Raw genomic sequence first — 25565 nt, 5'->3', positions numbered from 1 at the left:
GGGACTTATAGCTAAAACGATAAAAATGCCCGCGCTAAAGGCTTAAAAAGCACGTTATGCAGATGATTTGGAGAAAATATGGGTGGCCGATTTTAAGATCAGAAAAAGAAGGCTTCCGAGGCTAAACATCCCCAGAAAAGCCCGAAAAAAATAATTAATCGATTTGCCGACATAGGCATATAAGTCATCATCATAGGCATTGGAATACATGCTTTCGGCAAAATAGAGATAACTGGCGATGCCCGCCAGCAGTGACAGTCCTGACAATGCATAGACATAAATTTTGATATTGCGATGTACCGCCGACGGGCCGCGGTAATGCTGGTGATGCTGGTAGATCATCCAGCCTAAAATTGGAAGCGCCAGCGCGGACATGCCAATCTGCAGTACACGGTGCAGGGGATATGTGTGCTGAAAAAGATGAATCGGCTGCATCAAAATGTTTTTAAATGCAAAAGTCCGAAAATCGACATGGGTCAGCCCATCCCAAACGAGATGCGTTGCTGTGCCAATCATAATTGCGGCAATCAGGCTGAGCATAAAACCGCAACAACGATTTATGCTATCAATATTCAGCGGTTTATTTAAACCAAAAAATGCAAACATCATCGGGCGGTAGAGGGCGTACCAGAGCAGGCAGAACACCATACCCAATAATAAATTGGGAAAGATCAAGCCAGACCATTGATGCGAGCCGTCATAATTGGCATTGGTAAAAAGCCTAAACAAATCAGGCACCATGGTGCCAATGGCTAAAGCAGCAATCGGCAGGCGGCTGCCTGTCAGCTTAGAAATAGGCGGTGCGAGGACTGCATGTGAAATTGTAAAAGGCATTGACTTAAAAACTATTTAAAGAATAAAAACTGTACAGATGTGCGGGCTAGTCTAAATGAAGCTTGCATTATTTGGTGTTTTTTATTGCAAATGAATTGAAATGTTATATTATAACAATATACAAAAATCGCCAGTTTGAGCATCCCCATGCCTATAAATCACCTCTTTAAGAAAAATTTAATTACCGCCTCATTAATTGCCGCTGCACCTTTGGCTTTTGCAAATGAAGATAAAAATCAAATCCAGCAATTGGACACGATTCAAATACAAGTCCATCCGCTGGCGCAGTCTGCTGCCGACTTTGGCGCTGCCGATCATATTGTGGATCAAAAGCAGTTGGCTGCGCGCCCTGCGACCATTGGCGATGCATTGGCAGGTGAGTTGGGCGTTTCATCTAATCAGTTTGGCGCAGGCTCTAGCCGCCCAGTCATTCGCGGTCAAGATGGCCCTCGCGTAAAAGTGCTGCAGCATGCTTCAGAAACTGCTGATGTCTCAACTTTGTCGCCAGATCATGCCGTGACGGTAGATCCGATCTTAGCCAAGCAGGTGGAAATCATCCGCGGTCCATCGACATTGCTGTATGGTGCAGGAACTGTGGGCGGTTTAGTGAATGTCACGGATCAGAAAATTCCAGCGGCCATTCCAGAAAAAGGCTATGAAGGTCAAGTTGGGCTGCGCTACAACACAGGCAGCGATGAAAAGCTGGCCAGTGCAGGTGTGACGGCGGCTTTAGGCGATCAATTCGCCATTCGCGTAGAAGGCTCTAAACGTAAAGCCAATGACTATATTGCTCCAGATTATGTGCATGACCATGATGGTGAATTGGAAAAAGAACGCCGTGTCGGCAATACCTTTGCGGAAGGGCAAACCGTGAATATTGGCGGCTCATGGATTCATGACCGCGGTTTTGTGGGCATGTCTTTTAGTCAGCGCGAAGATCAGTATGGCTTACCGGGGCACAGCCACGAATATGAAAGCTGTCATCCGCATGAAAACCATTTACATTGTGATGGAGGCGATAATCATGGGCATACGGATGAGCACGATCATTCTGCGCATGCCGATCATGACCATGATGCAGCAGGGCCATGGGTCGATTTAACGTCAAAACGTTATGATTTGCGTACAGAGCTGGCAGAACCGTTTAAAGGTTTCCAAAAATTGCGCGCACATGCCAGCTATACTGATTATCAGCATGATGAAATTGAAGGCAATGAAGCGCTGACCACCTTTAAAAGCAAAGGCTATGATGCGCGCTTAGAGCTGGTACATTACCCGATTGCAGACTGGGAAGGCGTGATCGGTGCGCAGTATAATCAGCAAAAATTGGATATCAGCGGTGAAGAGTCGCTGATGAATCCGAATAAAACCCAGAAGTGGAGCATGTTTGGTTTAGAGCATAAGCAGATTGGCGATGTGCATGTCGAATTGGGCGCGCGTTTTGAACAGCAGAACATTGATATTGATTCTGCTCAAAAAGACTTTGATGACCACGCTATTTCATATTCTGCTGCGCTGAACTGGGCTTTTGCGCCAGATTATAAGCTGTCACTGGTAGCTTCTCATCAGGAACGCCTGCCTTTGGCGCAAGAACTGTATGCCAACGGCAAGCACTTTGCGACCAATACATATGAGCGCGGCAATGAAAATCTGGACGCTGAAAAATCTAATAATGTCGAGCTGGGCTTGCACTACGAAGCAGACAAGTTAGATTATCATGTGCATGTTTACCACAATTGGTATGACAGCTATATCTATGCAGCAACATCGGACCAGTTTGAAAACTTCCGTCTGGTTGACTATACGCAAGATAAGGCTAAATTTTATGGCCTAGAAGCGGAAACAGGCTATCAATTAAATGATGTCTATAAAGTCAGTCTATTTGGTGATTATGTCCGAGGTAAAATTGATGGCGCGAATGCGCCGCGCGTTCCAGCTGGGCGTTTAGGTACGCGCGTCAATGCGGGCTTTACAGACAGCTGGTCGGGTATGGCGGAATATTATCACGTGTTCAATCAGGACAAATTTGCCGCTTATGAAGACCAAACGCAAGGCTATAACATGGTGAATTTAGGCCTGTCTTATGCGGGTCAATATGCCAAAGACAATGATTACCGTGTTTATTTCAATGCAAACAATTTGCTGGATGATCAGGTCTATTCACATGCATCATTCCTGTCAAATATTCCGCAAGTGGGCCGAAACTTCACTGTGGGTGTGGAATTTGGCTTCTAAACAGAGGGCCGGATTTCTGCCGCTGCTGTGCAGAATCACAGAAATCCTCTTGAAAATTCGTATGATAAAACCTAGTCTGAGTCTATTGGACTAGGTTTTTTATTATGCGTATTTTTCAACGGCTGCACAGCAAATTAAATTGGTCACGCCGCCAATATTTTGGTGTGGTGATCGGCCTATTTGCTTTGGGCTATATTTCTTCTTCTGTTTATCAAATGTATAAGCCTTTACCGGAAGGGCTGAACTACACGGGTAAATTGCGCCATGCGCAAGTGCAGTTTTTAGCCGATCAGAGCTATATGGATGCCAATGGAAAACAGCAGCTGGATCAGCAGATTTTCAAGCAGATGCTGCAGATGATTGATCAGGCGCAGAGCACCATTGTGCTGGATATGTTCCTTTTTAATCAAGAAGTCGGAGACTCCAAAGTACAGCATCAAGCACTGATGCAGCAGCTGACCGATGCGTTGATTAAAAAACGCAAATACACGCCCAATCTGGAAGTGAAATTTATTACCGATCCAATCAACTCGGTGTATGGCGGTGTCTATGCAGATCAATATCATCAGCTGCGCCAAGCGGGTATTGATGTGATTGAAACTGACCTAACTCCGCTGCGTGCATCTAATCCTGCATGGTCTGGCTTCTGGTATTTATGCTGTCAGGGCCTTGGCAATAATACTGAAAAAGGCTGGCTGCCGAATCCATTCGGTCAAGACAAAATCACATTGCGCAGCTATATGAATTTATTCAACTTCAAAGCCAATCATCGTAAAACCTTAGTGGTGGATACGGCTGAAGGCTGGAAAGCGCTGGTCACTTCCATGAATCCGCATGACGGGAGTTCGCGGCATTCCAATGTGGCGCTGGTGGTGACAGGCAACACGGCGATGGATGTGCTGAAAACAGAGCAGGCGGTAGGCATGATGTCTAAAGCTGATATGCCTGTGGTGATTATGGGCGATTTTGAAGATGCCAAAACCTTGCCGCAAGTGCAGGTGCTGACCGAAAAAGCCATTTATGACGCGGTGCTGAAACTGATTGATTCTGCACAGCCCAAAGAGCAAATTGATTTGGCGATGTTCTATCTGTCAGAGCGCAAAATCATTCAGGCTTTAATCACAGCGCATGAGCGCGGAGTGGATGTAAAGGTTCTGCTGGATCCCAATAAAGATGCCTTTGGACGCCAGAAAAATGGCATTCCAAACCGTCAAGTGGCGTCTGAACTGAATGATGCAGGCATACCAGTACGCTGGTGTGATACCCATGGCGAACAGTGCCACAGCAAAATGATTGTGAAAACAGGGGCACAGCAGGCTGAAATGATTTTAGGATCTGCGAATTTTACCGCCCGCAATTTAAAAAATTACAATCTTGAAACCAATTTTCGTGTCGTAGGCCGCCCGCAGGATACAGTCTTTGCTGATGTGCAGCAGTATTTTGACAGTTCATGGTCAAATTTAAATGGACGTCAAGTCAGTCTGCCGTACAGCAAATATGCAGACGAATCGAAAATCAAATATGCACTGTACCGCTTTATGGAGTGGAGCGGGCTGTCGACGTTTTAATCTTTCCCTCATCCCAACCTTCTCCCAAAGGGAGAAGGAGTTCCCTCTCCTTTCAGGAGAGGGTTAGGGAGAGGTAATGCAACAATTTCTTAAGTCTTCGGTTCAGGATTTGGCGGAACCATCTTATCTAAATCTTTGTCGCTGATTTTATCCAGCCCATGTAAATCGGTTTTAATTTTCCATTTAGTTTCATCTTCAACTGGATTAGGCAGGCGCGCTTCCAGCCAATCGCAGACCACATCTGGCGGAAAATCAGCATGATTGCATTGAATGACCCATGCCAAAAATTGTTTTGCTTCGCCATTCATATAAGGCGGCGGAGAGACCGGCAGAAATTGGGTCGGCAGGCGTTCGTTTTTAGAAATATAGTTGAGCACATGCCCTAATTCCTGCACGGTTTGCCATGCCAGCGGATGTTCAATATTAATTTGAAATTTGAACCACCACGCTTTTTGGCCATCCGTGCCATAAGCATCGATTAAAGTCTTCTGCACACTCGGAACTTTGCAAAAATATGCATATAGCCGATCAAAATTCAGTTCTGCCACAATGGATGACTCGGTCTCAAAAAATGCATTCTAGCATAAGGCTTGCATTTTTCAGACGCGGTCAAGCAACTTCGCGGGGCAGGGAAAGTCTTTACAAAACTTTGCATTTGCTGGTTTTTTATTCATTTTTTATGCTTAACTATTCTTTATGATAGAAGCATGAATGACATAGGAGTCTGCAATGAAAACAGTAATCGCATGTGCCGCAGGCATCGTGATGCTCTTGGGGGCTTCTACGGCATGGGCTGAAAATCAATGGGGTAATTACCGTGGTGTAGATACATCGAAACAGCACCGTCCGCCGCCGCCAATGAATCGGCCGGGGTATCCGAATCAGCGTCCGATTTATCCCCATCAGCCGGCTTATCCAAATCGGCCTTACCCGCCGTATCCAAACCGGCCCTATCCGCCAATGCCGCAAAATGGTGTGAGTATTCATTATCAGGCGCCAACGACAGTGATTCAAAACTCACAAAGCTACAGCTGGGTGAATGGCGATCCGAACACGGCCTATATTGAGAGTTCAACCCAGACGGTGATTAGCGACTGGCGCCGTATCGGATTGCCAGCACCGCCAAGCGGCATGTATTGGATCCTTGAAAATGGCCGTTATGTTTTAGTGCCGAATCGATAATTCTGTATATCGATTCAATCTCCCCAAACCCCTCTTTTTTAAAGAGGGGGGCTTAATACATTAAGCAAGTTCATCATCTTGCGGACGCGGTGTTTTGTCTTCTGGCAGCGGCTTATCAGAGTGCTTATCACGTATTACAGATGGAAAAGTCCAAGACGCGTAGCGCACCACTAAAATTGCAAAAGCCATAATTAAAATAGAACCTGTAATAATCACCAAATCCATATCCGCTTTATGGTCGTGCTGGATATCTGAAATCAGCAGGCGGGTCAGCGCGGTAATGGCAATATAAATTAAAAAACGCACAGGCATGTGGTTGGTTTTAAAGTAAATGCCGACCATGGCACCCAGTTCTAAATAAATAAACAGCAAGAGAATATCGTCAATGGTCGCAAATCGCTTAACCGTTAGTATTTCAAATACGGTATGGCCAGCAGACCAAATGACCATACAGCCAATAATAAATAATGCGATGTAGTGAAAGCTTTCTACGGCAAGGTTGCCAAAACGGTCGAGGAGGGTTTCTATTTTTTCAATCTTGGGATCACGGTGGGTCATGCAGTCCTCCTATTTATCTTTACGGTTTTCATTCATTTAAACATAAGCAAATTTCATGCACATGAATAGAATAAGATGATTTTTTAATATAAAAATCATGTTTTTTAATGCTATGTTGTTTGAGTTTTAGCCAGTTTGAGAAAAATAAAATGTATTTGCCGACTCATTTTCAGCAGGACGATTAAACGGAGCTGTTTGACTGCATTGAGGCGCATCCATTAGCCAGTGTAATGGTGGTGTTTGATGGAGACATTGAAGCCAATCATATTCCGCTGGAACTGGATCGTTCAGCAGGCGCTAAGGGGATGCTTCGCGGACATATTGCTAAAGCCAACCCCTTATTTAGGTTGCTGGAAAATGAGCGATCGGTTTATGTGATTTTTCATGCAGATCAAGCTTATATTTCGCCAAATTGGTATGAAGGGAAACAAGAACATCATCGGGTTGTACCCACTTGGAATTATCGTGTAGTCCATGTCAAAGGCATGATACGTAAAATTGATGATGATAAATATTTACGCGGTGTTGTGGCGCGACTCACACGTACGCATGAAGCGACTCAAGCTGTACCATGGAAAATGGGTGATGCACCTGAAGATTTTATTCAAGAACAGCTAGAAAAAATTGTGGCGATAGAAATCGAAATAGACTCAATTGTGGGTAAGTTTAAAGTCAGTCAAAACCGCAGTGCTGTAGATGCTGAAAAGGTAGCAATGGCTTTGGAAAATGAGCATCCTGAAATGGCAGATTCGGTGCGGAATTATTATCCTAAATCATAAAATGCCTTGGTGTATTTAACAGAATTTCATGACTAGAAATAGCGCTATTTTTATTCATAAAATTCTGTTAATTTTATTTTAAATATATATTTACTGGATTTAAATCAGATGCTTAAAAAAGAATTAGAACAACAGAATAATGATCGCTTGGCGAAGGACAATCAAAAAAAACGGTTTTAGATAAACTCAATCATACTTGTTTTGTCGGTGGTACTTTGGTTCATGCTGAACGAGGTTTAGTACAGATACAAGATATCCAAATCGGGGAGCGAGTTCATAGTGCAGATCCAATAACAGGGCATCAAAGTTATCAAGCAGTAACAAAAGTGATAAAAATCGAAAGTCAACCTGTAGTTTTTGTGAATTTAAGATATTGGATTGATCCTGAAATAGATTTCTTTGAAGCAAGAAAAATTAAAAAAGAGGTATTAGCCAAATTTAATTTGAATGGTATTGCATTACCTTCAGTACAATTAATAGTTACTCCTGAACATCCATTTTGGGTCGACAAAAAGGGCTGGGTTACTGCTCAGCAAATTACTGATCAAGATGTAGTTGTAGACAAAGATGGGAATAAATATAGTCTTAATTTTGAAGGATATAATGTTAAACCTCATGCGCAAATTTATACTACTGCTGACACCAATGTAGGCATGATGCCATATTATGGTTCTGAGTCGAGTGCTTATGGAATACCTGTAGATTTACTTACAGGTAATATCATTTCATGGCATGAGACCATAAAAAATAATCCAAATTTAAGCAAGTTATATAGTAAAAATACCCATTGGAAAGAAGATTTACTTGCGCAACTTCCTGAGGAAGACCGAGCGAATGCGCATTTTCATGGCTTTAGTCAGGGCGATTGGGTAAATCCTGAAACTATACAATGGGATGAGGGTGAAGGCTATGTCACCACAACTGTTTATAACTTAGAGGTTGAAAATACACATACTTACTTTGTTGGAGAGTATGGTATTTGGGTGCATCAATGTGCTGGCGCCAAAACGAATATTGAACATTAAATTAAAAATTTCTATAAAAAAACGCCCGAATTATCGAGCGTTTTTTCTTTTACAATCTATAAAGCATTAAGCCTGATTGGTAAAGTAATCTTCAGAGAAGTTCATAATCACTTCAGAACCTGCTTTCACTTTTGCAATACGCAGCGCAAGTTCAGGAAGAACGCGTTGAGTAAAATACATGGTTAATGCAAGTTTGTTTTGGTAGAACTCGCCATCTTTGTCTTTGGCTGCATTGGCAATGCGCGCAAACATATAAGCAAAGCTCAATAGACCTACAGCATGCAGGTAATCAACCGCTGCAGAGTTAGAGAATTCTGCATTTTCACGTGCTGCTTCCAGTACATATTGAGTCACAGATTCTACTTCTGCAGCTGCATCTAAAGTGGCATCTTTAATAAAGTTTAGGCTTGCATCTAAACCATTGGCAAAATCACGGATTTCTTGGATGTATTCTGCAATGAATTCACCATTGCACTTAATGGTTTTACGGCCAATCAAATCTTGAGACTGAACGCCGTTGGTGCCTTCGTAAATTTGCGCAATACGCAAGTCACGTACACATTGTTCCATACCCCATTCACGGATAAAGCCGTGGCCGCCAAAGCACATTTGCGCATCAAGCGTTGCTTGGAATGCAGTATCTGTTAAATAAGCTTTAGCAATAGGCGTTAATAGTGCAACACGGTTGTTGGCTGCTTTCACGGCTTCAGCATCAGTCGAGAATTTGGTGATGTCCAGCTGCTGACCTACATATACCGCAAATGCACGAGATGCTTCATTGTTTGCACGTACATTTAACAGCATACGGCGTACATCACCATGAACTAAGATGCTGTCCGCTGGTTTGCTCGGTGATTGAACGCCAGATGCGCTGCGGCCTTGCAGGCGGTCAGTCGCATATTGTGCAGCATTTTGATAAGCGAATTCAGAAGCGCCTAGGCCTTGAATACCCATAGACAGACGTTCGTAGTTCATCATGACGAACATCGCTGCAAGGCCTTCGTTCTCTTTACCAACAAGGTAGCCTTTGGCGCCGTCAAAGTTCATCACGCAAGTTGCAGACGCTTTAATCCCCATTTTGTGTTCAATAGAACCTGGGCCAGCAGGGTTGCGCTCACCTAAAGAACCGTCCGCATTGACAATGAATTTTGGCACGATGAAGAGCGAAATACCGCGTGAACCTGCAGGCGCATCAGGCGTTTTTGCCAATACCAAGTGAATGATGTTTTCAGACAGGTCGTGGTCACCGCCAGTAATGAAGATTTTTGTACCTGTAATATTGTAGGTGCCGTCTTCATTGCGTTCAGCTTTGGTTTTAATAATGCCTAAGTCTGTACCTGCATGCGGTTCAGTTAAGCACATGGTGCCAGACCATTCGCCAGTGTACATTTTTGGCAGATACGTTTCTTTTTGCTCTTGCGATGCATAGCTGTTTAACGCCATGCCAGCGCCTACAGAAAGAAGCGGGTAGAGCATGAATGATGGGTTGGTTGCGAACAGCATTTCGTCTGCAAGCACAGTCAGCATTTTTGGCATGCCTTGACCGCCCCATTCTTCATCTGCGGCTAGGCCAATCCAGCCGCCTTCAGCATATTGCTTAAATGCTTCTTTAAAGCCAGCAGGAGTTGTTACATTGCCGTTGCTGATAGACGCGCCTTCTTCATCACCTGTACGGTTGATTGGAAGGGTAACGTTTTGCGCAAACTTTGCCATTTCTTCAAGAATCGCTTCAGCAGTTGCGGCATCCACATGCGCTAAGTTTTCGTTGTTTTGCCAGAATTGTTCTGCATTGAATACATCATTCAAGATGAATTTCATATCTGCAAGCGGCGCGTTATAAATTGGCATAGTGTCACCTGTTTATTTTTTGATTCAATTCGGTTGATTGCTTCTAAAGCTTGAAAGCGTAAGCTTTTAGCGGGCAAAAATATAAATGCTGATGTCTTTATAAAGAAAAAGGACTGCCAAAGCTATGACCGTCCTTTCTCTATTTCTGTACTGTTGAGTACAACTTTTTGAATATGATTTAGATATTCAAATTAGAATGCGAAATGTTCTGCATCCAATGTCATCAACGGTTCTACACCGCCAGCAATCACGTCTACATGAGAGCGAACGCGCGGCAAGATTTTCTTGAAGTAGAAACGGGCAGTCGTAACTTTTGCATTGTAGAAGTCAACGTCAGTTGTACCGGCAGCCAAAGTTTCCTGCGCTACTAAGGCCATGCGAGCCCATAGGTAAGCAAGTGTTACATAGCCAGAGAAGTACAGGTAATCAACCGCAGCAGCGCCCACTTCTTCAGGGTTCTGCATTGCTTTCATACCAATCTGCATGGTTAGGTCGCCCCATTCTTTGTTTAGCGCAGCTAGCGGCTCAACAAATTCTTGCATTGCAGCGTTGTCTTTGTTTGCTTCACATAATTTGTGGATCATCTTGGTGAAATCTTTCAGCATTGCGCCTTGAGTACCCAAAACTTTACGGCCTAACAAGTCAATGGCTTGAATTTCAGTTGTGCCTTCGTATAAGCAAGAGATACGTGTATCACGTACAATTTGCTCCATGCCGTGCTCTGAAATGAAGCCGTGGCCGCCAAACACTTGAACGCCATGTTTTGCAGATTCAGAACCCGTTTCAGTTAAGAACGCTTTAGCAATTGGTGTGAGCAGAGAAAGCATGCTGTCTGCCGCTTTACGTTCTTCTTCAGTTGCGCCTTGCTCTACGATGTCTGCATATTGAGACAGGAAGTAAACCAATGCACGGCCGCCTTCAGCAAATGATTTTTGCGTCATCAACATGTTGCGTACAGCAGGGTGAACAATGATTGGATCCGCTTCTTTTTCTGGCGCTTTCGGGCCTGAAAGTGAACGCATTGCCAAACGGTCTTTCGCATACGCAAGCGCGCCTTGGAAAGAAGATTCAGATGCTGTTAAGCCTTGAACTGCAGTGCCGATACGCGCTGTGTTCATGAATGTGAACATTGCGTTTAAGCCGCGGTTTTCAGGGCCAATCAGGAAGCCTTTTGCGTTGTCAAAATTGATGACGCAAGTTGCGTTGCCATGAATACCCATTTTGTGTTCGATTGAACCGCAGCGCACAGCATTGCGTTCGCCGATTGAACCGTCAGCATTCACATTGAATTTTGGAACGATAAACAGCGAAATGCCTTTAGTGCCTTTAGGCGCGCCAGGAAGACGAGCAAGAACGATGTGGATAATGTTATCCGCCATGTCGTGCTCGCCAGCAGAGATAAAGATTTTCTCGCCAGTAATCGCGAAGCTGCCGTCAGCATTTGGTTCAGCTTTAGTGCGGATAATGCCAAGGTCAGAACCTGCATGAGATTCTGTTAAGCACATGGTGCCTGTCCATTCGCCAGATACCAATTTTGGCAAATATGTTGCTTTTTGTTCAGCATCACCGTGGTGTTCTACAGTACGCACCGCACCGTGAGAAAGGCCAGGGTACATGCCCCAAGCCCAGTTTGCAGAGCCAACCATTTCAGAAATTGCTGTGCCTAAAGAACCCGGCAAGCCTTGACCGCCGTGTTCTTCTGGAACAGAAAGAGATGGAAAGCCTAGCTCAACATATTTGTCATAAGCCGCTTTAAAGCCTGTTGGTGTTGTTACAACGCCATCATTCCAAGTACAGCCTTCACGGTCGCCCACTTGGTTTAATGGAGATAATTCGTTTTCACAGAAATCTGCGCCAGCTTCTAAATATTGATCAACCAGCTCGCGACTTACGGTTTCTTGGAATGCAGGGAGTTTTGCATAATGTTCTTCCGCATTTAATAATTCATGCAGAACGAATTGCATATCACGTAAGGGCGCTTTGTATTGTGGCATATCGTTTTCCTCAATACTGGTTTAACCAGCTTATAATCCTAATAAACGTAAAAAACGTGTCTTCAATGACACGGTATTGGAATGGCTTAATCGTGCAACATCTTCTAATAAGGTACAAGCTTTTCTAGGTGTTTTCTTAGTGACTGTAAAGTCAAAGATTTATAGTTTGAAAATGCTAAGTGCGTTGAGTGTAAACGCTTTTGCGCAAAATTGAACGACACAAATAGTCAAGAATCGTAAAAAGTTATGTCCAATAAAAAAGGCGCAATGTGCGCCTTTTCAGTTTTAAGCTAAAGAATCATTATGCGGCTTTGGCTGGAGCAGGAGCTGCAGACTGAACTGGCATTTTAGGCTGGAAGCGGACTTCACATTTGCCGTCAAGCGTTTGCGCGCCTGCTTTGATTTGTACGGCAGTGCCTGAGGTTTTGCCTTGGCAGGCCTTAGCAATGGCTTGCTGTTTCGCTTGGCGTTCTGCTAAACGCTGATCAAACTGTTTGGTTAATTCAGCACGCTGCGCATCAGTCATTGGTTCGCCGCGCTGCATATGGCCTGTGCGGAATTGACCGCGTTCGCCGTCTCGGTGGCCTTTCATATCACCGCGCTGGCCTTTAAATTCACCGCGTTTTTGTTTATCCATTTTAAAAACCATCGCGCATGTGCCATCAATGGTTTTTTCACCCGCTTTGATTTGCACAGCCGCGCCAGCAGCTTTGCCATCGCATGCAGTTTTAATTTGAGACATCACCGCTTTTTGTTCAGCGCGCATTTGTTTCATTTGCTCACGCTGTTCTGGGCTCATGCGATCATATTTGTGACCATGCATTCTTTGAGGCTGGTCTGCATCTTTGGCAGTTACAGTATTAGTCGATTGACAGGCAGTCAATGCGCCCATAGATAAAATGCCGGCAGTTGCTAAAGCTATTTTTGTCATCTGTTTCATTTGAATCTCCAGCATGGGAAAGCATATTCTTTGATGCTGATAAGATTAAATAATAAAGATGTAGAAACAATGGAGAGTTTTTTAATTCAGGGTTCGCTACAATATTCCATAGAGAAGAAAAATTGAGTTGTGCTTTTGAATATTCGCCGTGTGCCTATTGCCTTACGTTTATTTTTGACGGTATTGCTGACGACTTTGCTCATCACTACGGTCAGCTTAGGCGTGCTTCATTGGAATATGCAGCGTAATTTTACCCAATATGTTGCTGATGTTGAAATGCAGAAGCTGGATGGGCTGATTGGCAACTTGGCGGACGTTTATGATGTCTATCATGATTGGGGCAATGCGATTCAGGCGCAAATTCTGCAGATTGAAGGGCAGGCAGGCCCTGATGATTATGACCGCCTGTCACGCTGGTGGCTGCGCCGTCAATATGATATTGCGCTGCAGCAGCGCTATTTTAAAGAGCATTCTTTGGTGGCGGCAGGCGCTGCAATGAATGCTTCTAGCGAGGCGCTGAATGCTGACAAGACAGAAGATCTCAAATTTATTGAAAAGAATTTACCGACAGCTTTTCAGCCCTTTGATGGTTTGAAATTTCCGCTGAGTTCCAATCAAAATGTTTTCAGGCCTATAGATCCGAAAGACGCCAAGAAAGGCGAGCGTCCGCCTGTCAATCAAGCCAATCCCAATGGCAAAAAGCAATTTATACAAATGCCTGACCGCTTGGGCTTAAGCTCCCGTTTATCTTTATATGACGCCAAACATCAGTTTGTGGTGGGTGAACCGACGGACGAGCAGATTTCTTACCGTCCGATTATCGTTAAAAATCAAGTGGTCGGCTATTTAGGCCTCAAACCTGTGCTGGATCAGGATGATGCTATCAGCATTAACTTTTTCAGCAATCAAAAGCGCTATTTGCTGCTGGTTTACGGCTTATCTATTCTGGCGAGTTTGCTGGTGTCTTTATTGCTGGCGACCTATTTTAAAACCCCGATTCAGCGCCTGCTAAATGGTACGCGGGAGTTGACTAAGGGCAATTATCAGCATCAAGTAACGGTGAACCGTAACGATGAATTGGGTGATTTATCCAATGAGCTGAATCAGCTGGCAGTGATTTTGGATCAGCATGAAACTTCTCGCCGTCAATGGGTGGCGGATACCTCACATGAGCTGAAAACGCCGCTGGCAGTGCTGCAGGCGCAAATTGAGGCCATGCAGGACGGTATTCGTAAGCCTACGCCTGAACATTTTGCCTCTATGCTGGGCCAAGTGAACAGCCTGAAAAAACTGACCAAAGATTTGGCGGATTTAGCGCAGGCCGAAGCGCAGCAGCTGCAATGCTACATGACTGAGATGAATCCTTGGGAAACCATTTTGCAGGAAATGGAAAACTTTAAGCCGAAGTTTGATCAGGCAGGTTTAAGTGTTTCTGCAGAAGGCCAAGGCGCTGTATTACAATTAGATATAGACCGCTTTAAGCAAATTATGGTGAACTTGCTGGGCAACAGCATCCGCTATACGGAAAAGGGCGGGCAAGTTCATGTACATAGCGAACAGACTGCCTCGCATTGGACGGTATATGTCGATGACAGCCCGTACAGTTTAAGCGATGCACAGCTGGCGCGCTTAGGTGAACGTTTTTACCGTGTAGATGATTCGCGTACACGTGCAACAGGCGGTACAGGATTGGGCTTGGCGCTCTCGGTAAAAATGGCGAAAGCGATGGGCGGTGAGTTGAGTTTTGATCATTCACCATTGGGCGGTTTGCGCTGCAAGCTGACTTTTCCGAAACAGATGAAACATTAAGGAAATCGATATGAAACACATCATGCTGGTTGAAGATGAAGTAGAACTTGCACAACTGGTGCGTGATTATTTAGAAGCTGCTGGTTTTGAAGTCAGCATGTTTCATGATGGGCAGGAAGCCTACGACAGCTTTAGCCAGCGCAAGCCGAGCCTGATGATTTTAGATTTGATGGTGCCGCGCATGGATGGTTTGACCATGTGCCGCAAGGTGCGTGAACAGTCTGATTTGCCGATTATTATGGTGACTGCGCGCACTGAAGAAATTGACCGTGTACTCGGCTTGAATATGGGCGCAGATGATTATGTCTGCAAACCCTTCAGCCCGAAAGAGCTGGTTGCGCGTGTACAGGCCGTGCTGCGCCGTTTAGAGCGTAAGGCAGAACCGGAAAGCAATGATTTGTTCCGTATGGATAAAGGCCAGCAGCGTATTTGGTATCAGCAAAAGTCACTCAACTTGACGCCGACAGAATTCCGTTTGCTGGAATTGTTCTTAGAGCATGTTGGGCAGGTGTATTCACGCGCGCAATTGCTGGATCATATCAACCCAGACAGTTTTGAAGTAGCGGACCGTGTCATTGACAGCCATATTAAAAACCTACGCCGTAAAATTTCGGATGCAGCCGAAACAGGCAACCGCCATGAGTGGATTCAGGCAGTGTACGGTGTGGGTTACCGCTTTGAGTATCCTGAGGATTAATCTTTTTAGTTCACTATAATTAATTTTAAAAAGACAGGTTTAAGCCTGTCTTTTTTATTGCAAACTGAAGCTGCTTTAGTATTTTATTTACGGTCAATAATGTAAAAGTCCAGTAAATATAAATGATAAATTTAAAATGCGAAATTTGCGCATTTTAAAAAATTAGATTAATATTTCGGCGGGAGTAAGAACAAAATTAAGCCAGAAAACTGAGCCTAAACAGATCAATTACACCATGAATTAGAGGGAATCGTGATGAAGACAACAGCATTTGCCAAATTAATACTGACTGCCAGCTTTATGGGGTTAGCCGCGTGCGGCGGCGGAGGGGGGGATAGTGCGCCAGATTCGCCTCAGCCTGGACCGTCTGAGCCATCGGATGCCTTAGTGCAAAAAAGCGTAGAAGAGCTGACTTTATTAGATGTGAATAATATTGCACTCAGCGGCGCTTCAGTACAGGTATTAAGTGAAGCCGAATGGCAAAACCTTCAGGCGGGCAGCTTAAAAGCAGCGGCACTCGCAATTACTGCAGAAGATTCTGAACAGCTGTTTCCGCCAATCGCGAATATGCCTACAGCGCAAGCTTTCCAAGGCCAAAGTTATCTAGCTAATAGCCAAGGCTTAGTTAAACTGCCTAAATTGGCTGCTGGAAACTATTTTATTCTGGTCACTAAAAATGGACAGTCTGCAATTTCGGCATTTCTGATCCATCCTAAAAATACCAATAAGGGCATTGTGCTGAATGTAGTCCTCAACTGTTTAGATCAAGACTGTCAGACTTTAAGCGATGCGCCAGTCAGTGATGCGGTGATTGGTACACTGTCTGGTCAGGTTATTTTTAAAGGCCAGCCTTTAGCGAATGCGCAAGTTGCATTGTCAGGCGGTGCGGCGACCAATGGCGCATTTGTCAGTGCAATTACCGATGCCAATGGATATTTCACGCTTTCATTTAACGTATCAAATGCGCTGCTTGAAGCATTGAAAAATGCCACGCTCAACATTAGCGGTGCAGGATTCAACAGCATGACCAAAAAAGTGACAGTCATTGCTTCTTCTGCATCGGGCTATCAATTTGAAGTACTGCCTGAAACGGCATCTGCAGATGCCATATGGCGTGAAACTTTTGAAGCGGACTCTGCAACCCGCAATGCATGGACAAGGTCGCAGCCAACTGTGGCCAATGTCGATTGGCAGCTGCTGAACAAAGGTCACAATATTCGTAATAACCAAGTGAATCAGCGTGTGCGCTTAGCGCCGAATGACCAAAGTCAAGGCAAGGTGCCTGAGCCACTGCAAGGCAGTGTTGCCTATTGGTATGGTGATAAAGTAAATGGCAACTTTATTGGCGCTTTAAGTGATTCATCGACTGCTCTAGCGTTTGATGGCGGTACGTCGCAGTATGACAATACGGGAGAATTGATTTCACCTGCCATTAATCTGAGCCAATATCAGGCGCCTTTGAGTTTAAGTTTTAAAACATGGTGGGAAATTGAGTCGGTCAATCCAAATAATCAAGGATTTGATTTAATGAATATTTTAGTTTCTACAGACGGCGGCAACAGCTTTAAGACTTTGGCTCGATTAAACCCGCTGGCAGATCCATCCTCTGCATATGAGCGCGCACCGATTCCATACAGCAATTTAGGCTTTAACCTCGCGCCGGCTCCTGTTCAGCAAGAAGCGATCTCATTGGATGAATATGCAGGCAAGGCCAATGTTCAGCTGAAATTCCAATTCAGAACGGTCGATGAACTTTATAACGGTTTCCGCGGCTGGATGATTGATGATGTGGTGATTCAGAAAAAAGCTGGAACTTTCCCATTATTTGATGGTGCGAGTTTTGATGAAAATTCAGATAGTTTCTCTCAGGACTATAGTCCCGCAGCTGCAAAACAAGCGGGCGCTTTGCTGAAAAGCACGAATAGTTATGCACGGTGGGCTGAAGTACCGCAGCGTAAATAACGATTTACATGGCGGTGCAGTATGAATGATTAGAATAGGTTTAGACGTACTGCATTCGCTATCAATCATCCATCAAACGAACTGAATGCTATAAACAGCTCTCAATTGAGGGCTGTTTATATTTAAAGGCGCAATGTATTCAGCCACTTCAGCATGCTGTCGGCTAAAGCTTCTGGCTGTTTTAATGGAATCATATGACCCGTATTTTCAATGGTATCAAGTTGACTGTGTGCTATGGATTGATGCAGCTCCTGCGCTTCATCTAGTGAACGCAGCCGATCTTGAGCAGCCGAAATAATCAGTGTTGGGCACTGAATGGCATCGCTGCGAATATTGCTACGGTTTAATAAGGACTGCACTTTAAATCTTTCAAATCCAAGATTTTCCCCCATACCTTGAATGCGTTGAATCAGCTGCCGATTGTCCGCATGGTTTGGGTGTAGTGATTTGGCAATCGCTGTTTTGCTCAAGCCATGAAAAGTGCCTGCCGATGCAGCTTGAATGGCCGCGATTTTTAACTGCTTCTGCTTTTCACTATCAGGCCGTAAAGAGCTTGCCACTAAGATGAGTGCAGAAATACGTTCAGGATATTTCTGTGCAATGGTTCTGGCAATATAACCGCCTAGTGAAAAACCCACCAAGACAAAGCGTGGCGGGGCATTGTGCAGGATATGTTTCGCAATTTCTTCAATCGTTTGACCGTGTTTTAAACTTGCTCTAAAGTTATTCCACGTGTGCGGAAATTTTGGTATGACTTTATCCCACAAGGATTCATCCAGCATAAATCCAGGAATTAAAACCATTGATAAGTGTTGCTGATTCATAGATGCGGTTGAAGGTATGGCCAGATTTGAGGTCTGATTTTATCAGCATCATTTGCTGCTCATACAGCAATTGTCCATGAATATTTGGCTGCAAAGAGCTGCACAGGCTACAATCCACTTTTTTATAAGATGAGAATGTGTTGTGAGCAGCGAAATGCCTCAACTGCAGCGCCGATTAAAGAACCGCCATATTCAGCTGATCGCAATGGGCGGAGCAATAGGCACAGGGCTTTTTTTAGGCTCTGCGCATATTATTGAGTCGGCTGGGCCATCGATTATTTTGGGCTATTTGATTGGCGGCTTGATTGCATTTCTAATTATGCGTCAACTCGGTGAGATGATTGTACAAGAGCCGGTGACAGGTTCATTCAGTCATTTTGCCTTTAAGTATTGGGGCAAATTTGCGGGCTTTTTAACGGGCTGGAATTATTGGATTCTGTACATTTTAGTGGTAATGACCGAGCTGACTGCGATTGGTAAATATGTCAATTACTGGTGGCCGCATGTGCCTGCTTGGGTTTCGGTTCTGGTGTTTTTTGCAGTCATTACGCTAGCCAACTTAGCCAATGTAAAACTGTATGCAGAATCTGAATTTTGGCTGTCGTTGATTAAGGTTGTGGCGATTATTGCCATGATTATTTTTGGTGTGTATCTGCTGTTTACAGCAGGGGCAGATTCAACCGCTTCGATCAGTAATTTGTGGGCGCATGGCGGTTTTTTCCCGCATGGTTTTGAAGGCTTATTTTATATGCTGGCCTTTATGATGTTTGCTTTTGGCGGCATTGAATTGATCAGCATGGCGGCAGCTGAAACTGAAAACCCCGATCAGAACATCCCGAAAGCGGTAAACCAAACTGTGATCCGCGTGTTCTTATTTTATATCTGTTCCTTGGCGGTACTGCTGTCGCTGGTGCCGTGGAATCAGTTGAAACTTGGCGGTTTAGACCATAGCCCGTTTGTGATGATTTTCAATCAAATCGGCATTGATTGGGCGGCGCATTTGCTGAACTTTATTATTTTGACGGCGGCAGTTTCGGTCTGCAACAGTGGTATGTATGCCAATAGCCGTATGCTGCTCGGTTTGGCGGAGCAGGGCAATGCACCCAAAGAGTTTAAACAGGTCAATCAACAAGGGACACCTGTGGCAGCCGTATTATTTTCTGCCTTGCTGATTTTTGGCTGTGTGCTGCTGAATTATTTCGTGCCTGAAAAAGCATTGAGTTATTTGATTTATATCGTGGTGAGCGCTGCGGTGCTGAATTGGATGTTAATCAGCTTGATTCATTTGAAGTTTAGAAAAGCGATGCAGCAGCAGGGCATACTGACGAAGTTTCCTGCTTTATTTGCGCCGTTCACCAACTACTTTGTATTAGTGTTCATGCTGATGATTTTGTACATTATGTGGAGTCAGGGCTTTATGCTGTCGGTGCTGATGCAGCCAGTATGGATTTTACTGTTGTATGTGCTGTTTAAAGTGATGCAAGCAAAGAAGGTTTAATACCATGAAGGCTTAGGGACGAGACTTTGTTTACTGCCGCTAAAGAATGTTTTTGAAAAATTCTGACAAAATAAGCCAATTTAGAGAATATTCATATAAAAGCTGATCTAGTACACTGAATTCTATAGCGTTTTTTATAAGGTGGTGATTTGTATTGGATAAAATAAATTATTTCGTATAACGTGTACTATGTTAATTTTAGAAATTCTTAATTGCCATCTATCCAAACTTGCTTGATCCAATCTGCTAAATCTTCCCACTGCTCATCGCTATATCCATCTGCTGTCCAATATCTAATTTTATGATTAGGAGATAGGCAATAATAACTACCGTTATCTTCACAAATAGGTAGCCAATCTTCTGGCAGACCTTGCTCCCTAGCATCATTTAATATCTGAGATAGCCCTCGATAGTATTCTTCCTCATCTGTAAGAGACGCTAATTCAATTGTTCCATAGAAGATATTGCTAATCTCTTTCAAAACTTTTTTATAATCTTTTGGAAAAATAAAACCTATTTTTCGTTCATAAGCAGATATGAAAATATCATCAGGTAACTCTATGTTTAGACGACTATTCCCAGATAGTTCTTTTAATTCTTGAATAATGTTATCAAGCTTATTTTGCATATACATTCTGCTCTATCGCATTAAAGTTCTTACGGCAATTTAACATAATAGCGATTATACGAAATTCGTAACATCGATCTGATAGTAAGGGACGAGCAATAAATCTAAACACTTCTCAGCAACTCAATCCTCTGCCGTTGTCCCTTATTTAGCTTTGACACCACCAATTCATAAGAATTCAGTACCAAATCCTGCAGCAGTTCTTCTTCCAACTCTTCGTCTGTAAAAACAGAAATCCAATGCTGCTTATTCATATGCCAGCCCGCACGAATAAAGGGATAAATATCTCTAAGCATTGAGCCATTGTCTGGCAGCACTTTTAAATTGATGGCTGCTTTGCCTTCTAAATGAAAACTCAGCATAAAAACCTTATCCAGCACCTTAAACACATCACAGCCTTCACCAAAAGGCTGGCTGCACGTGGTTTCAGGCAGGGCTAAGGCCGACTTAGCAGCTGCAGCGTGTAATGCAATCATAAGAGATAACCAAAATTAAGCCTGAGCGTTAAAGCCTAAGGATGAATATGAATAACGGTATCATTATTCACTAATTGCCAAATTTCATCCATATCAATATTACGCACTGCAATACAGCCCCAAGTCCAATCTTTTTGCGGAAAATACGTCATAAGCTGAGGAGCAGCTTTCATCTGTAAACTGGTCGCAGAACCATGAATCATAATATCGCCGCCTGCGGAAACACCCAGCTGCGCAGCTTTCTGCCGATCGGCTAGATTGGGATAGGAAATATGTAGCGATTTATAGAACGCGCTTTGCGCATTGCGCCAATCTATACGATAAGTGCCTTCAGGCGTTTTGCCATCACCTTCTTGAACTTTATGTCCAAGCGGTTGAAAACCCAGACGGATTGGGTAATGGCGGATGACTTGATCCTGATGTTTTAATTGCAAATAGCGCTGAGCTTTATGTACCTGAATATTGTCGATCGGCGTTTCTGTGCGAATTTTTTGAATTTGTGCATCGCTTAATTCAGGTGGAAAGGCCAGTGCATTGGCAGGTGTAGGTAGATACTTTTCAAATTTTTGATAGGCAAAGTAGGCTACGACAATACAGACGAGGATAGCGAAACTAAAGATCGTGATATTTTTTCTTGTCATTGTAATGTAGAAGATGAACTGCTTTTACAGCGCATACATTTCGACATTGTGGATAATGTTTAAATTATCCACAATTTTGACCCGATTGAAGTGTGGATTTGTGGATAAATGTTTAAGACGAGCAGCTCACCATCACTTCGGGCACATCACTTGGCAGCGGGCCTAAGTCGGCAGCATTTTCGAGTTCAGGCTGTTTGCTAAATGGCTGGCTCAGCAAAGTAAACAAACGCTCAACTTCTGAAAAATCATTACGTTCAGCAAGCTCAATCGCCTTTTGCGCCATGTGATTGCGCAAGATATATTGCGGATTGGCTTGTGCCATTTCAGTATCAAGTTCAGTCGTATCTTGATTCGCACGGATGCTTTCGTATTGTGTTAAGAAAATTTCAAAGGCGCGGCGGTCAAGGCAGTCATCTTTAATGGCTTCATATGCATGATTTTGCAGACGGATAAAGCTTTGTGTGTAATCTAGCTGCTCACTTTGCAGAATGCGCAAAAAGGCCATGGCGCAGTCAAAGCTGTCTTTATGAAAACTTGGCAGGCCCATTTTCTGAGCTAAGCCCATTTTATAATGCTCTAAGAAAGTCGGCTCATAATGCTCTAAGCATTGGGCTAAATCGTCTTTCCATTGTTCTTTGTCATAACCTGCAGGGCAGAGCGGCACTAAGTTATTCAGCCATTGCCAGAGGTTCCAATGACCGATACTCGGCTGCTGCTGATAGGTATAGCGGCCTTGGTAATCCGAATGGTTGTTAATCCAATTTGGACGGAAACGTTCCATAAAGCCATAAGGGCCGAAGTCCAAGGTTGAACCCGTAATATTCAGGTTATCGGTATTCATCACGCCATGCGCAAAGCCAATCAGCTGCCATTTGGCAATCATCACTGCGGTACGCTGAATGACTTTGGTGGCAAAAGCTAAAATCGGCTGTTCAGCGTCAAGACATTCGGGATAATGCCACTCAATACATTTTTGCGTGAATTCAGGCAGTTGATCACCCTGATATTGATTGATCCATTCAAAATGCCCTAAACGGATATGACAGTCTGATGTACGCAGCATCATCGCGCCCAGTTCCAGTTTTTCACGCTGTACGCCTTGCTCAGAGCTGGTGAAACCCACTGCATTGCTGGATGCAACGCCTAAGCTGTTCAGCGCATGTCCTGCCAAATATTCACGAATAGTCGAGCGTAGTACTGCACGTCCATCGCCCATGCGTGAGTAGGGCGTAGAGCCGGCGCCTTTGAGATGAAGATCAATGGTTTGCCCATGTTTATCTACTATTTGCGCAATCAATAAGCCGCGTCCATCGCCCAATTGGCCGGCCCATTGTCCAAATTGATGGCCTGCATAGACCATAGCCAAAGGTGTAAATTCTGCAAAGGTTTTTTGACCGCTGCAGATTTCAACCCACGCATTTTGATCTTCTGCCGACCATTGCAATTCGTCGGCTAGGGCCTGATTAAAATGCCCTGCTTTCGCACCTTTTAGTGGAACAGGCTGCTGATGATGGTAAAGACGAGGCGGTAAAGCGTTGTAGCGTGGATTGAAATGCATAAGCGTGCGGCAGAAACTGAGTATGCGGAAACTATAGCAAAGTTGCAGATGGCGATGTACGTCAAATCTGCAGTAAATCGTTATTGCTATTGTTGCAGCTATTCAATGCTATTGTTTGAAGCGTATTAATCCACGATAAATAGACGTGCGCCAATGTCTGAGTAGGAGCGGTGCGGCTCGGTATTGTCTGCCACTTGATAGCTCATGCCAGCTTTCAGGGTAAATACACGGCCGTCTTTGAGCTCTGTATGCAGTTGGCCTTCTAAACAAAACAGAATATGGCCTTTGTTGCACCAATGGTCGGCCATGTAGCCAGGAGAATATTCTACGATTCTAGAGCGGATGGTGCCAAAGCGCTGCGTACGCCAAATAGCAAAACCATTTTCACCTTCAAAACGTTCAGTTTCAATGTCATCCCAGTTGGTTGTTCCAAAAGGGATATTATGCATTTCCATAAAGTTAAGCTGTCATATGTTTTGATCTTTATATGTATCCTGAATTTCAAACAAAAAAAAAGCCCCATCGGGGGCTTTTTTATATACTTAGATTAACAGTTAAATTAGTTGGCAGTTTTCTTTTTAAAGTTGCTCACCAGCAGATTTAATGTTTGGCGGTGATGCGACAGGCGCTGCTCAACCAGCTGGAATTCTACTTTCAGCTTGTCATCCATTTGATGGATTTTTTCAGCTACAGCTGTTTTCTTCGCTTGAATTTCCTGTTCTTTCAGTTTAGCCCAGTCGTTCAATGTTTGAGAAAAGGCTTCATATTCCTGAGAAATACGCTGTTTCACGTTAGCAACATCGTCAGAAACATTTAGGCCATATACCGCTAAATCTTGCTCGGCATATTTAAATTTCATGGCCAATTCCGCTTTTTTGATATTGAAGCTTGGAATGCGGCGCAGATTTTTGGCTAAGCCGAGTTTAGAGCAAGTCCAGATCAGCCACTTAGTTGGGTCGTACTGCCACCATTTCACACCATTGCGGTAGTCATATTGGAAAATGTGGTGATAGTTGTGATAACCCTCACCCCAAGTCGCAATCGCTAGCACAAAGTTGTCACGCGCGGTGTTTTCGTCGGTATACGGACGTGAACCCCACATGTGGCACAGTGAGTTAATAAAGAATGTCACATGGTGGCTTAGAATTAGACGTACAAGGCCGCCTAAGAGTAATACGCCCCAAACATCGCCAACAGCCCAACCAATTGGCAGTAAAATACCAGCATGTACTGCAATAACTAAAGGCACATAGTATTTGTCTTGGAACATCACCAATTTATTGTTTAATAAATCGGGAGCATTTTTATAGTTGGCGCCACCTGACTTATAGTCACGAAGCATCCAGCCAATATGCGCGAACCAAAAACCACGATTAATTGAGTACGGGTCATGGTCTACATCATCGACATGGCGGTGATGGGTACGGTGGCCTGAAGCCCAAAACAGAATGCTGTTTTGAACGGCAAAAGTGCCCATAATCATTAAAATAATTTGCAAAGGCAGCGTCGCTTCATAAGCGCGGTGCGCCCATAAACGGTGGTAGCCTGCTGTGATGCCCAAACTGCTGACGCCCAGCAATACGAACATGCTGATCCAGGCAGCTAAGCTGAAATCATGATGGTAGGCATATAACGGAATTGCAATCATTGCCACAATTGGCAAGAATATCAGAGCGAATACAGCAATCCAGTTAATCGGGGCTTTGGGTAGGGGAGCAGTCATCTCCAGCAGTACTCCTAGAAGCTTTGGGAGGCAAAATTAAAATAACCCATATGACTTATATGGATTAAGGCCACAGCATAATAGCATGCACTAATTGCTGTTCACAGCAGTTATTGTACAGTTGTATTGTACTAAACGGTAACAGAATAAAACTGACCATTTATGGATTTTATCGAAGGTTAAAACATGTTTATAACAGTTGTTCGATACTGCAGGCAAAAGAAGAAAAAATATACTAAAAAAAGTGGATTTGCGATCATCTTTTTAAGTGCTATTTTGCTGAGTGCTTGTCAAAACTCGGCGCAAAAAACGGCAGCAGTCACAAAAGACCTTGCACAATCTGCAGAGCGTCCGCTGCAAATCTTACGCAGTATGGATGGCATTCAGGATGTGCGCTGGGAGCTGACACAAATTCAGGGAGTCAAAGCCCGATATTTTCATAGTCAACCTTTTTTGCTGTTCAATACCCAAACTCGGCAGATGCAAGGCAATACGGGCTGCAATGCGCTCTCAGGGAGCTATGAAATGAATGTGCCGCAGCGCAGTGTGCAGATTCAGGCGCGCGCTGGCTACGACAGCTGCGATCAGGCCTTGGCGCAGGAAGCCGTCTTGATGGATGTGCTGGGACAGGTTGAGCGTTTTCAGCTGCAGGGCAATCAATTAATACTGCTGAGCAGAAGCGGTCAGGTGCTCATGCAGGCCAAAAGGAAATAAGCGGATTTAAATATTTTTTATGAAAAATCCCTGATTTGAATGAGGGATTTTTCATTTAGGGTTTTGCATAGT

At 44.0% G+C, this 25565-nt stretch carries 23 protein-coding genes; 10 read left to right on the top strand and 13 right to left on the bottom strand.

The window, feature by feature from the left end; translation table 11 throughout:
* Positions 1–54: 54 nt before the first annotated feature.
* Positions 55–834, bottom strand: coding sequence for a DUF4184 family protein (locus tag B9T34_RS11475; protein WP_086213269.1), 780 nt, complete (start codon positions 832–834; stop codon positions 55–57).
* 147 nt (positions 835–981) lie between these two features.
* On the opposite strand from B9T34_RS11475, the gene znuD reads away from it, so the two are divergent.
* Together znuD and B9T34_RS11465 are read left to right on the top strand one after the other, a co-directional pair.
* The gene (gene znuD / locus B9T34_RS11470; protein WP_086213268.1) at positions 982–3069 is read left to right on the top strand and encodes a zinc piracy TonB-dependent receptor ZnuD; all 2088 of its coding nucleotides are present in this window, start codon (positions 982–984) and stop codon (positions 3067–3069) included.
* Between the two features lie 104 nt (positions 3070–3173).
* Positions 3174–4637, top strand: coding sequence for a phospholipase D family protein (locus B9T34_RS11465; protein ID WP_086213267.1), 1464 nt, complete (start codon positions 3174–3176; stop codon positions 4635–4637).
* An 89-nt stretch (positions 4638–4726) separates the two neighbouring features.
* Here the strand turns inward: B9T34_RS11465 and B9T34_RS11460 are convergent, their stop codons facing one another.
* Entirely contained in the window at positions 4727–5185 is a 459-nt protein-coding gene (locus B9T34_RS11460) for a hypothetical protein (protein WP_086213266.1), read from the bottom strand.
* A 181-nt stretch (positions 5186–5366) separates the two neighbouring features.
* Here B9T34_RS11460 and B9T34_RS11455 point away from each other — a divergent pair, with 181 nt between their 5' ends.
* A complete protein-coding gene (locus B9T34_RS11455; RefSeq protein ID WP_086213265.1) occupies positions 5367–5819 on the top strand; it encodes an RcnB family protein in 453 nt (150 codons plus the stop codon).
* 60 nt (positions 5820–5879) lie between these two features.
* Here the strand turns inward: B9T34_RS11455 and B9T34_RS11450 are convergent, their stop codons facing one another.
* Positions 5880–6377, bottom strand: coding sequence for a phosphate-starvation-inducible protein PsiE (locus tag B9T34_RS11450; protein WP_086213264.1), 498 nt, complete (start codon positions 6375–6377; stop codon positions 5880–5882).
* Positions 6378–6568: 191 nt separating this feature from the next.
* Between B9T34_RS11450 and B9T34_RS11445 the strand changes: the two genes are divergently transcribed.
* Together B9T34_RS11445 and B9T34_RS11440 are read left to right on the top strand one after the other, a co-directional pair.
* Positions 6569–7156 carry an FMN-binding negative transcriptional regulator gene (locus B9T34_RS11445; RefSeq protein ID WP_228147450.1) on the top strand — a complete coding sequence of 196 codons (588 nt, stop codon included), beginning with the start codon at positions 6569–6571 and terminating at the stop codon, positions 7154–7156.
* 215 nt (positions 7157–7371) lie between these two features.
* On the top strand, positions 7372–8181 hold the full coding sequence (locus tag B9T34_RS11440) for a hypothetical protein (protein WP_139841268.1): 810 nt from the start codon (positions 7372–7374) through the stop codon (positions 8179–8181).
* Positions 8182–8247: 66 nt separating this feature from the next.
* Here B9T34_RS11440 and B9T34_RS11435 read toward each other — a convergent pair whose 3' ends face one another.
* The 3 genes from B9T34_RS11435 to B9T34_RS11425 all read right to left on the bottom strand — a co-directional run bounded on the left by B9T34_RS11435 (position 8248) and on the right by B9T34_RS11425 (position 12963).
* Positions 8248–10029 (bottom strand): acyl-CoA dehydrogenase C-terminal domain-containing protein, encoded by a 1782-nt coding sequence (locus B9T34_RS11435; protein WP_086213262.1) that lies wholly within the window; start codon positions 10027–10029, stop codon positions 8248–8250.
* 191 nt (positions 10030–10220) lie between these two features.
* Positions 10221–12023 carry an acyl-CoA dehydrogenase C-terminal domain-containing protein gene (locus tag B9T34_RS11430; protein ID WP_086213261.1) on the bottom strand — a complete coding sequence of 601 codons (1803 nt, stop codon included), beginning with the start codon at positions 12021–12023 and terminating at the stop codon, positions 10221–10223.
* 301 nt (positions 12024–12324) lie between these two features.
* Positions 12325–12963 (bottom strand): hypothetical protein, encoded by a 639-nt coding sequence (locus B9T34_RS11425; RefSeq protein ID WP_086213260.1) that lies wholly within the window; start codon positions 12961–12963, stop codon positions 12325–12327.
* A 135-nt stretch (positions 12964–13098) separates the two neighbouring features.
* Between B9T34_RS11425 and baeS the strand changes: the two genes are divergently transcribed.
* From baeS to B9T34_RS11410, 3 genes are all read left to right on the top strand, one after another.
* The gene (gene baeS / locus B9T34_RS11420) at positions 13099–14772 is read left to right on the top strand and encodes a sensor histidine kinase efflux regulator BaeS (RefSeq protein WP_086213259.1); all 1674 of its coding nucleotides are present in this window, start codon (positions 13099–13101) and stop codon (positions 14770–14772) included.
* Between the two features lie 10 nt (positions 14773–14782).
* Entirely contained in the window at positions 14783–15469 is a 687-nt protein-coding gene (locus B9T34_RS11415; protein ID WP_086213258.1) for a response regulator, read from the top strand.
* Between the two features lie 255 nt (positions 15470–15724).
* Complete coding sequence (locus tag B9T34_RS11410) at positions 15725–17431, top strand: hypothetical protein (RefSeq protein WP_086213257.1); 1707 nt, start codon at positions 15725–15727, stop codon at positions 17429–17431.
* 122 nt (positions 17432–17553) lie between these two features.
* Here B9T34_RS11410 and B9T34_RS11405 read toward each other — a convergent pair whose 3' ends face one another.
* A complete protein-coding gene (locus B9T34_RS11405; RefSeq protein ID WP_086213256.1) occupies positions 17554–18255 on the bottom strand; it encodes an alpha/beta fold hydrolase in 702 nt (233 codons plus the stop codon).
* 142 nt (positions 18256–18397) lie between these two features.
* Between B9T34_RS11405 and B9T34_RS11400 the strand changes: the two genes are divergently transcribed.
* The gene (locus tag B9T34_RS11400) at positions 18398–19753 is read left to right on the top strand and encodes an amino acid permease (RefSeq protein ID WP_086213255.1); all 1356 of its coding nucleotides are present in this window, start codon (positions 18398–18400) and stop codon (positions 19751–19753) included.
* Between the two features lie 208 nt (positions 19754–19961).
* Here B9T34_RS11400 and B9T34_RS11395 read toward each other — a convergent pair whose 3' ends face one another.
* The 6 genes from B9T34_RS11395 to B9T34_RS11370 all read right to left on the bottom strand — a co-directional run bounded on the left by B9T34_RS11395 (position 19962) and on the right by B9T34_RS11370 (position 24779).
* A complete protein-coding gene (locus B9T34_RS11395; RefSeq protein WP_086213254.1) occupies positions 19962–20381 on the bottom strand; it encodes an SMI1/KNR4 family protein in 420 nt (139 codons plus the stop codon).
* Between the two features lie 104 nt (positions 20382–20485).
* Complete coding sequence (locus tag B9T34_RS11390) at positions 20486–20857, bottom strand: MmcQ/YjbR family DNA-binding protein (RefSeq protein ID WP_086213253.1); 372 nt, start codon at positions 20855–20857, stop codon at positions 20486–20488.
* Between the two features lie 35 nt (positions 20858–20892).
* Entirely contained in the window at positions 20893–21498 is a 606-nt protein-coding gene (locus B9T34_RS11385) for a L,D-transpeptidase family protein (protein WP_086213252.1), read from the bottom strand.
* A gap of 112 nt (positions 21499–21610) precedes the next feature.
* Complete coding sequence (locus B9T34_RS11380) at positions 21611–23056, bottom strand: protein adenylyltransferase SelO (protein ID WP_086213251.1); 1446 nt, start codon at positions 23054–23056, stop codon at positions 21611–21613.
* A gap of 125 nt (positions 23057–23181) precedes the next feature.
* The gene (locus B9T34_RS11375; protein ID WP_086213250.1) at positions 23182–23511 is read right to left on the bottom strand and encodes a DHCW motif cupin fold protein; all 330 of its coding nucleotides are present in this window, start codon (positions 23509–23511) and stop codon (positions 23182–23184) included.
* A gap of 104 nt (positions 23512–23615) precedes the next feature.
* A complete protein-coding gene (locus B9T34_RS11370) occupies positions 23616–24779 on the bottom strand; it encodes an acyl-CoA desaturase (RefSeq protein ID WP_086213249.1) in 1164 nt (387 codons plus the stop codon).
* A 186-nt stretch (positions 24780–24965) separates the two neighbouring features.
* On the opposite strand from B9T34_RS11370, the gene B9T34_RS11365 reads away from it, so the two are divergent.
* Positions 24966–25493, top strand: coding sequence for an META domain-containing protein (locus B9T34_RS11365; RefSeq protein WP_228147444.1), 528 nt, complete (start codon positions 24966–24968; stop codon positions 25491–25493).
* The last annotated feature ends 72 nt before the right edge of the window (positions 25494–25565 follow it).

Source organism: Acinetobacter sp. ANC 3813 (assembly GCF_002135435.1).
Classification (GTDB): Bacteria; Pseudomonadota; Gammaproteobacteria; order Pseudomonadales; family Moraxellaceae; genus Acinetobacter.
The sequence above is the reverse complement of the archived record's forward strand: the minus strand, read 5'-3'. Positions and strand labels throughout refer to the sequence as shown.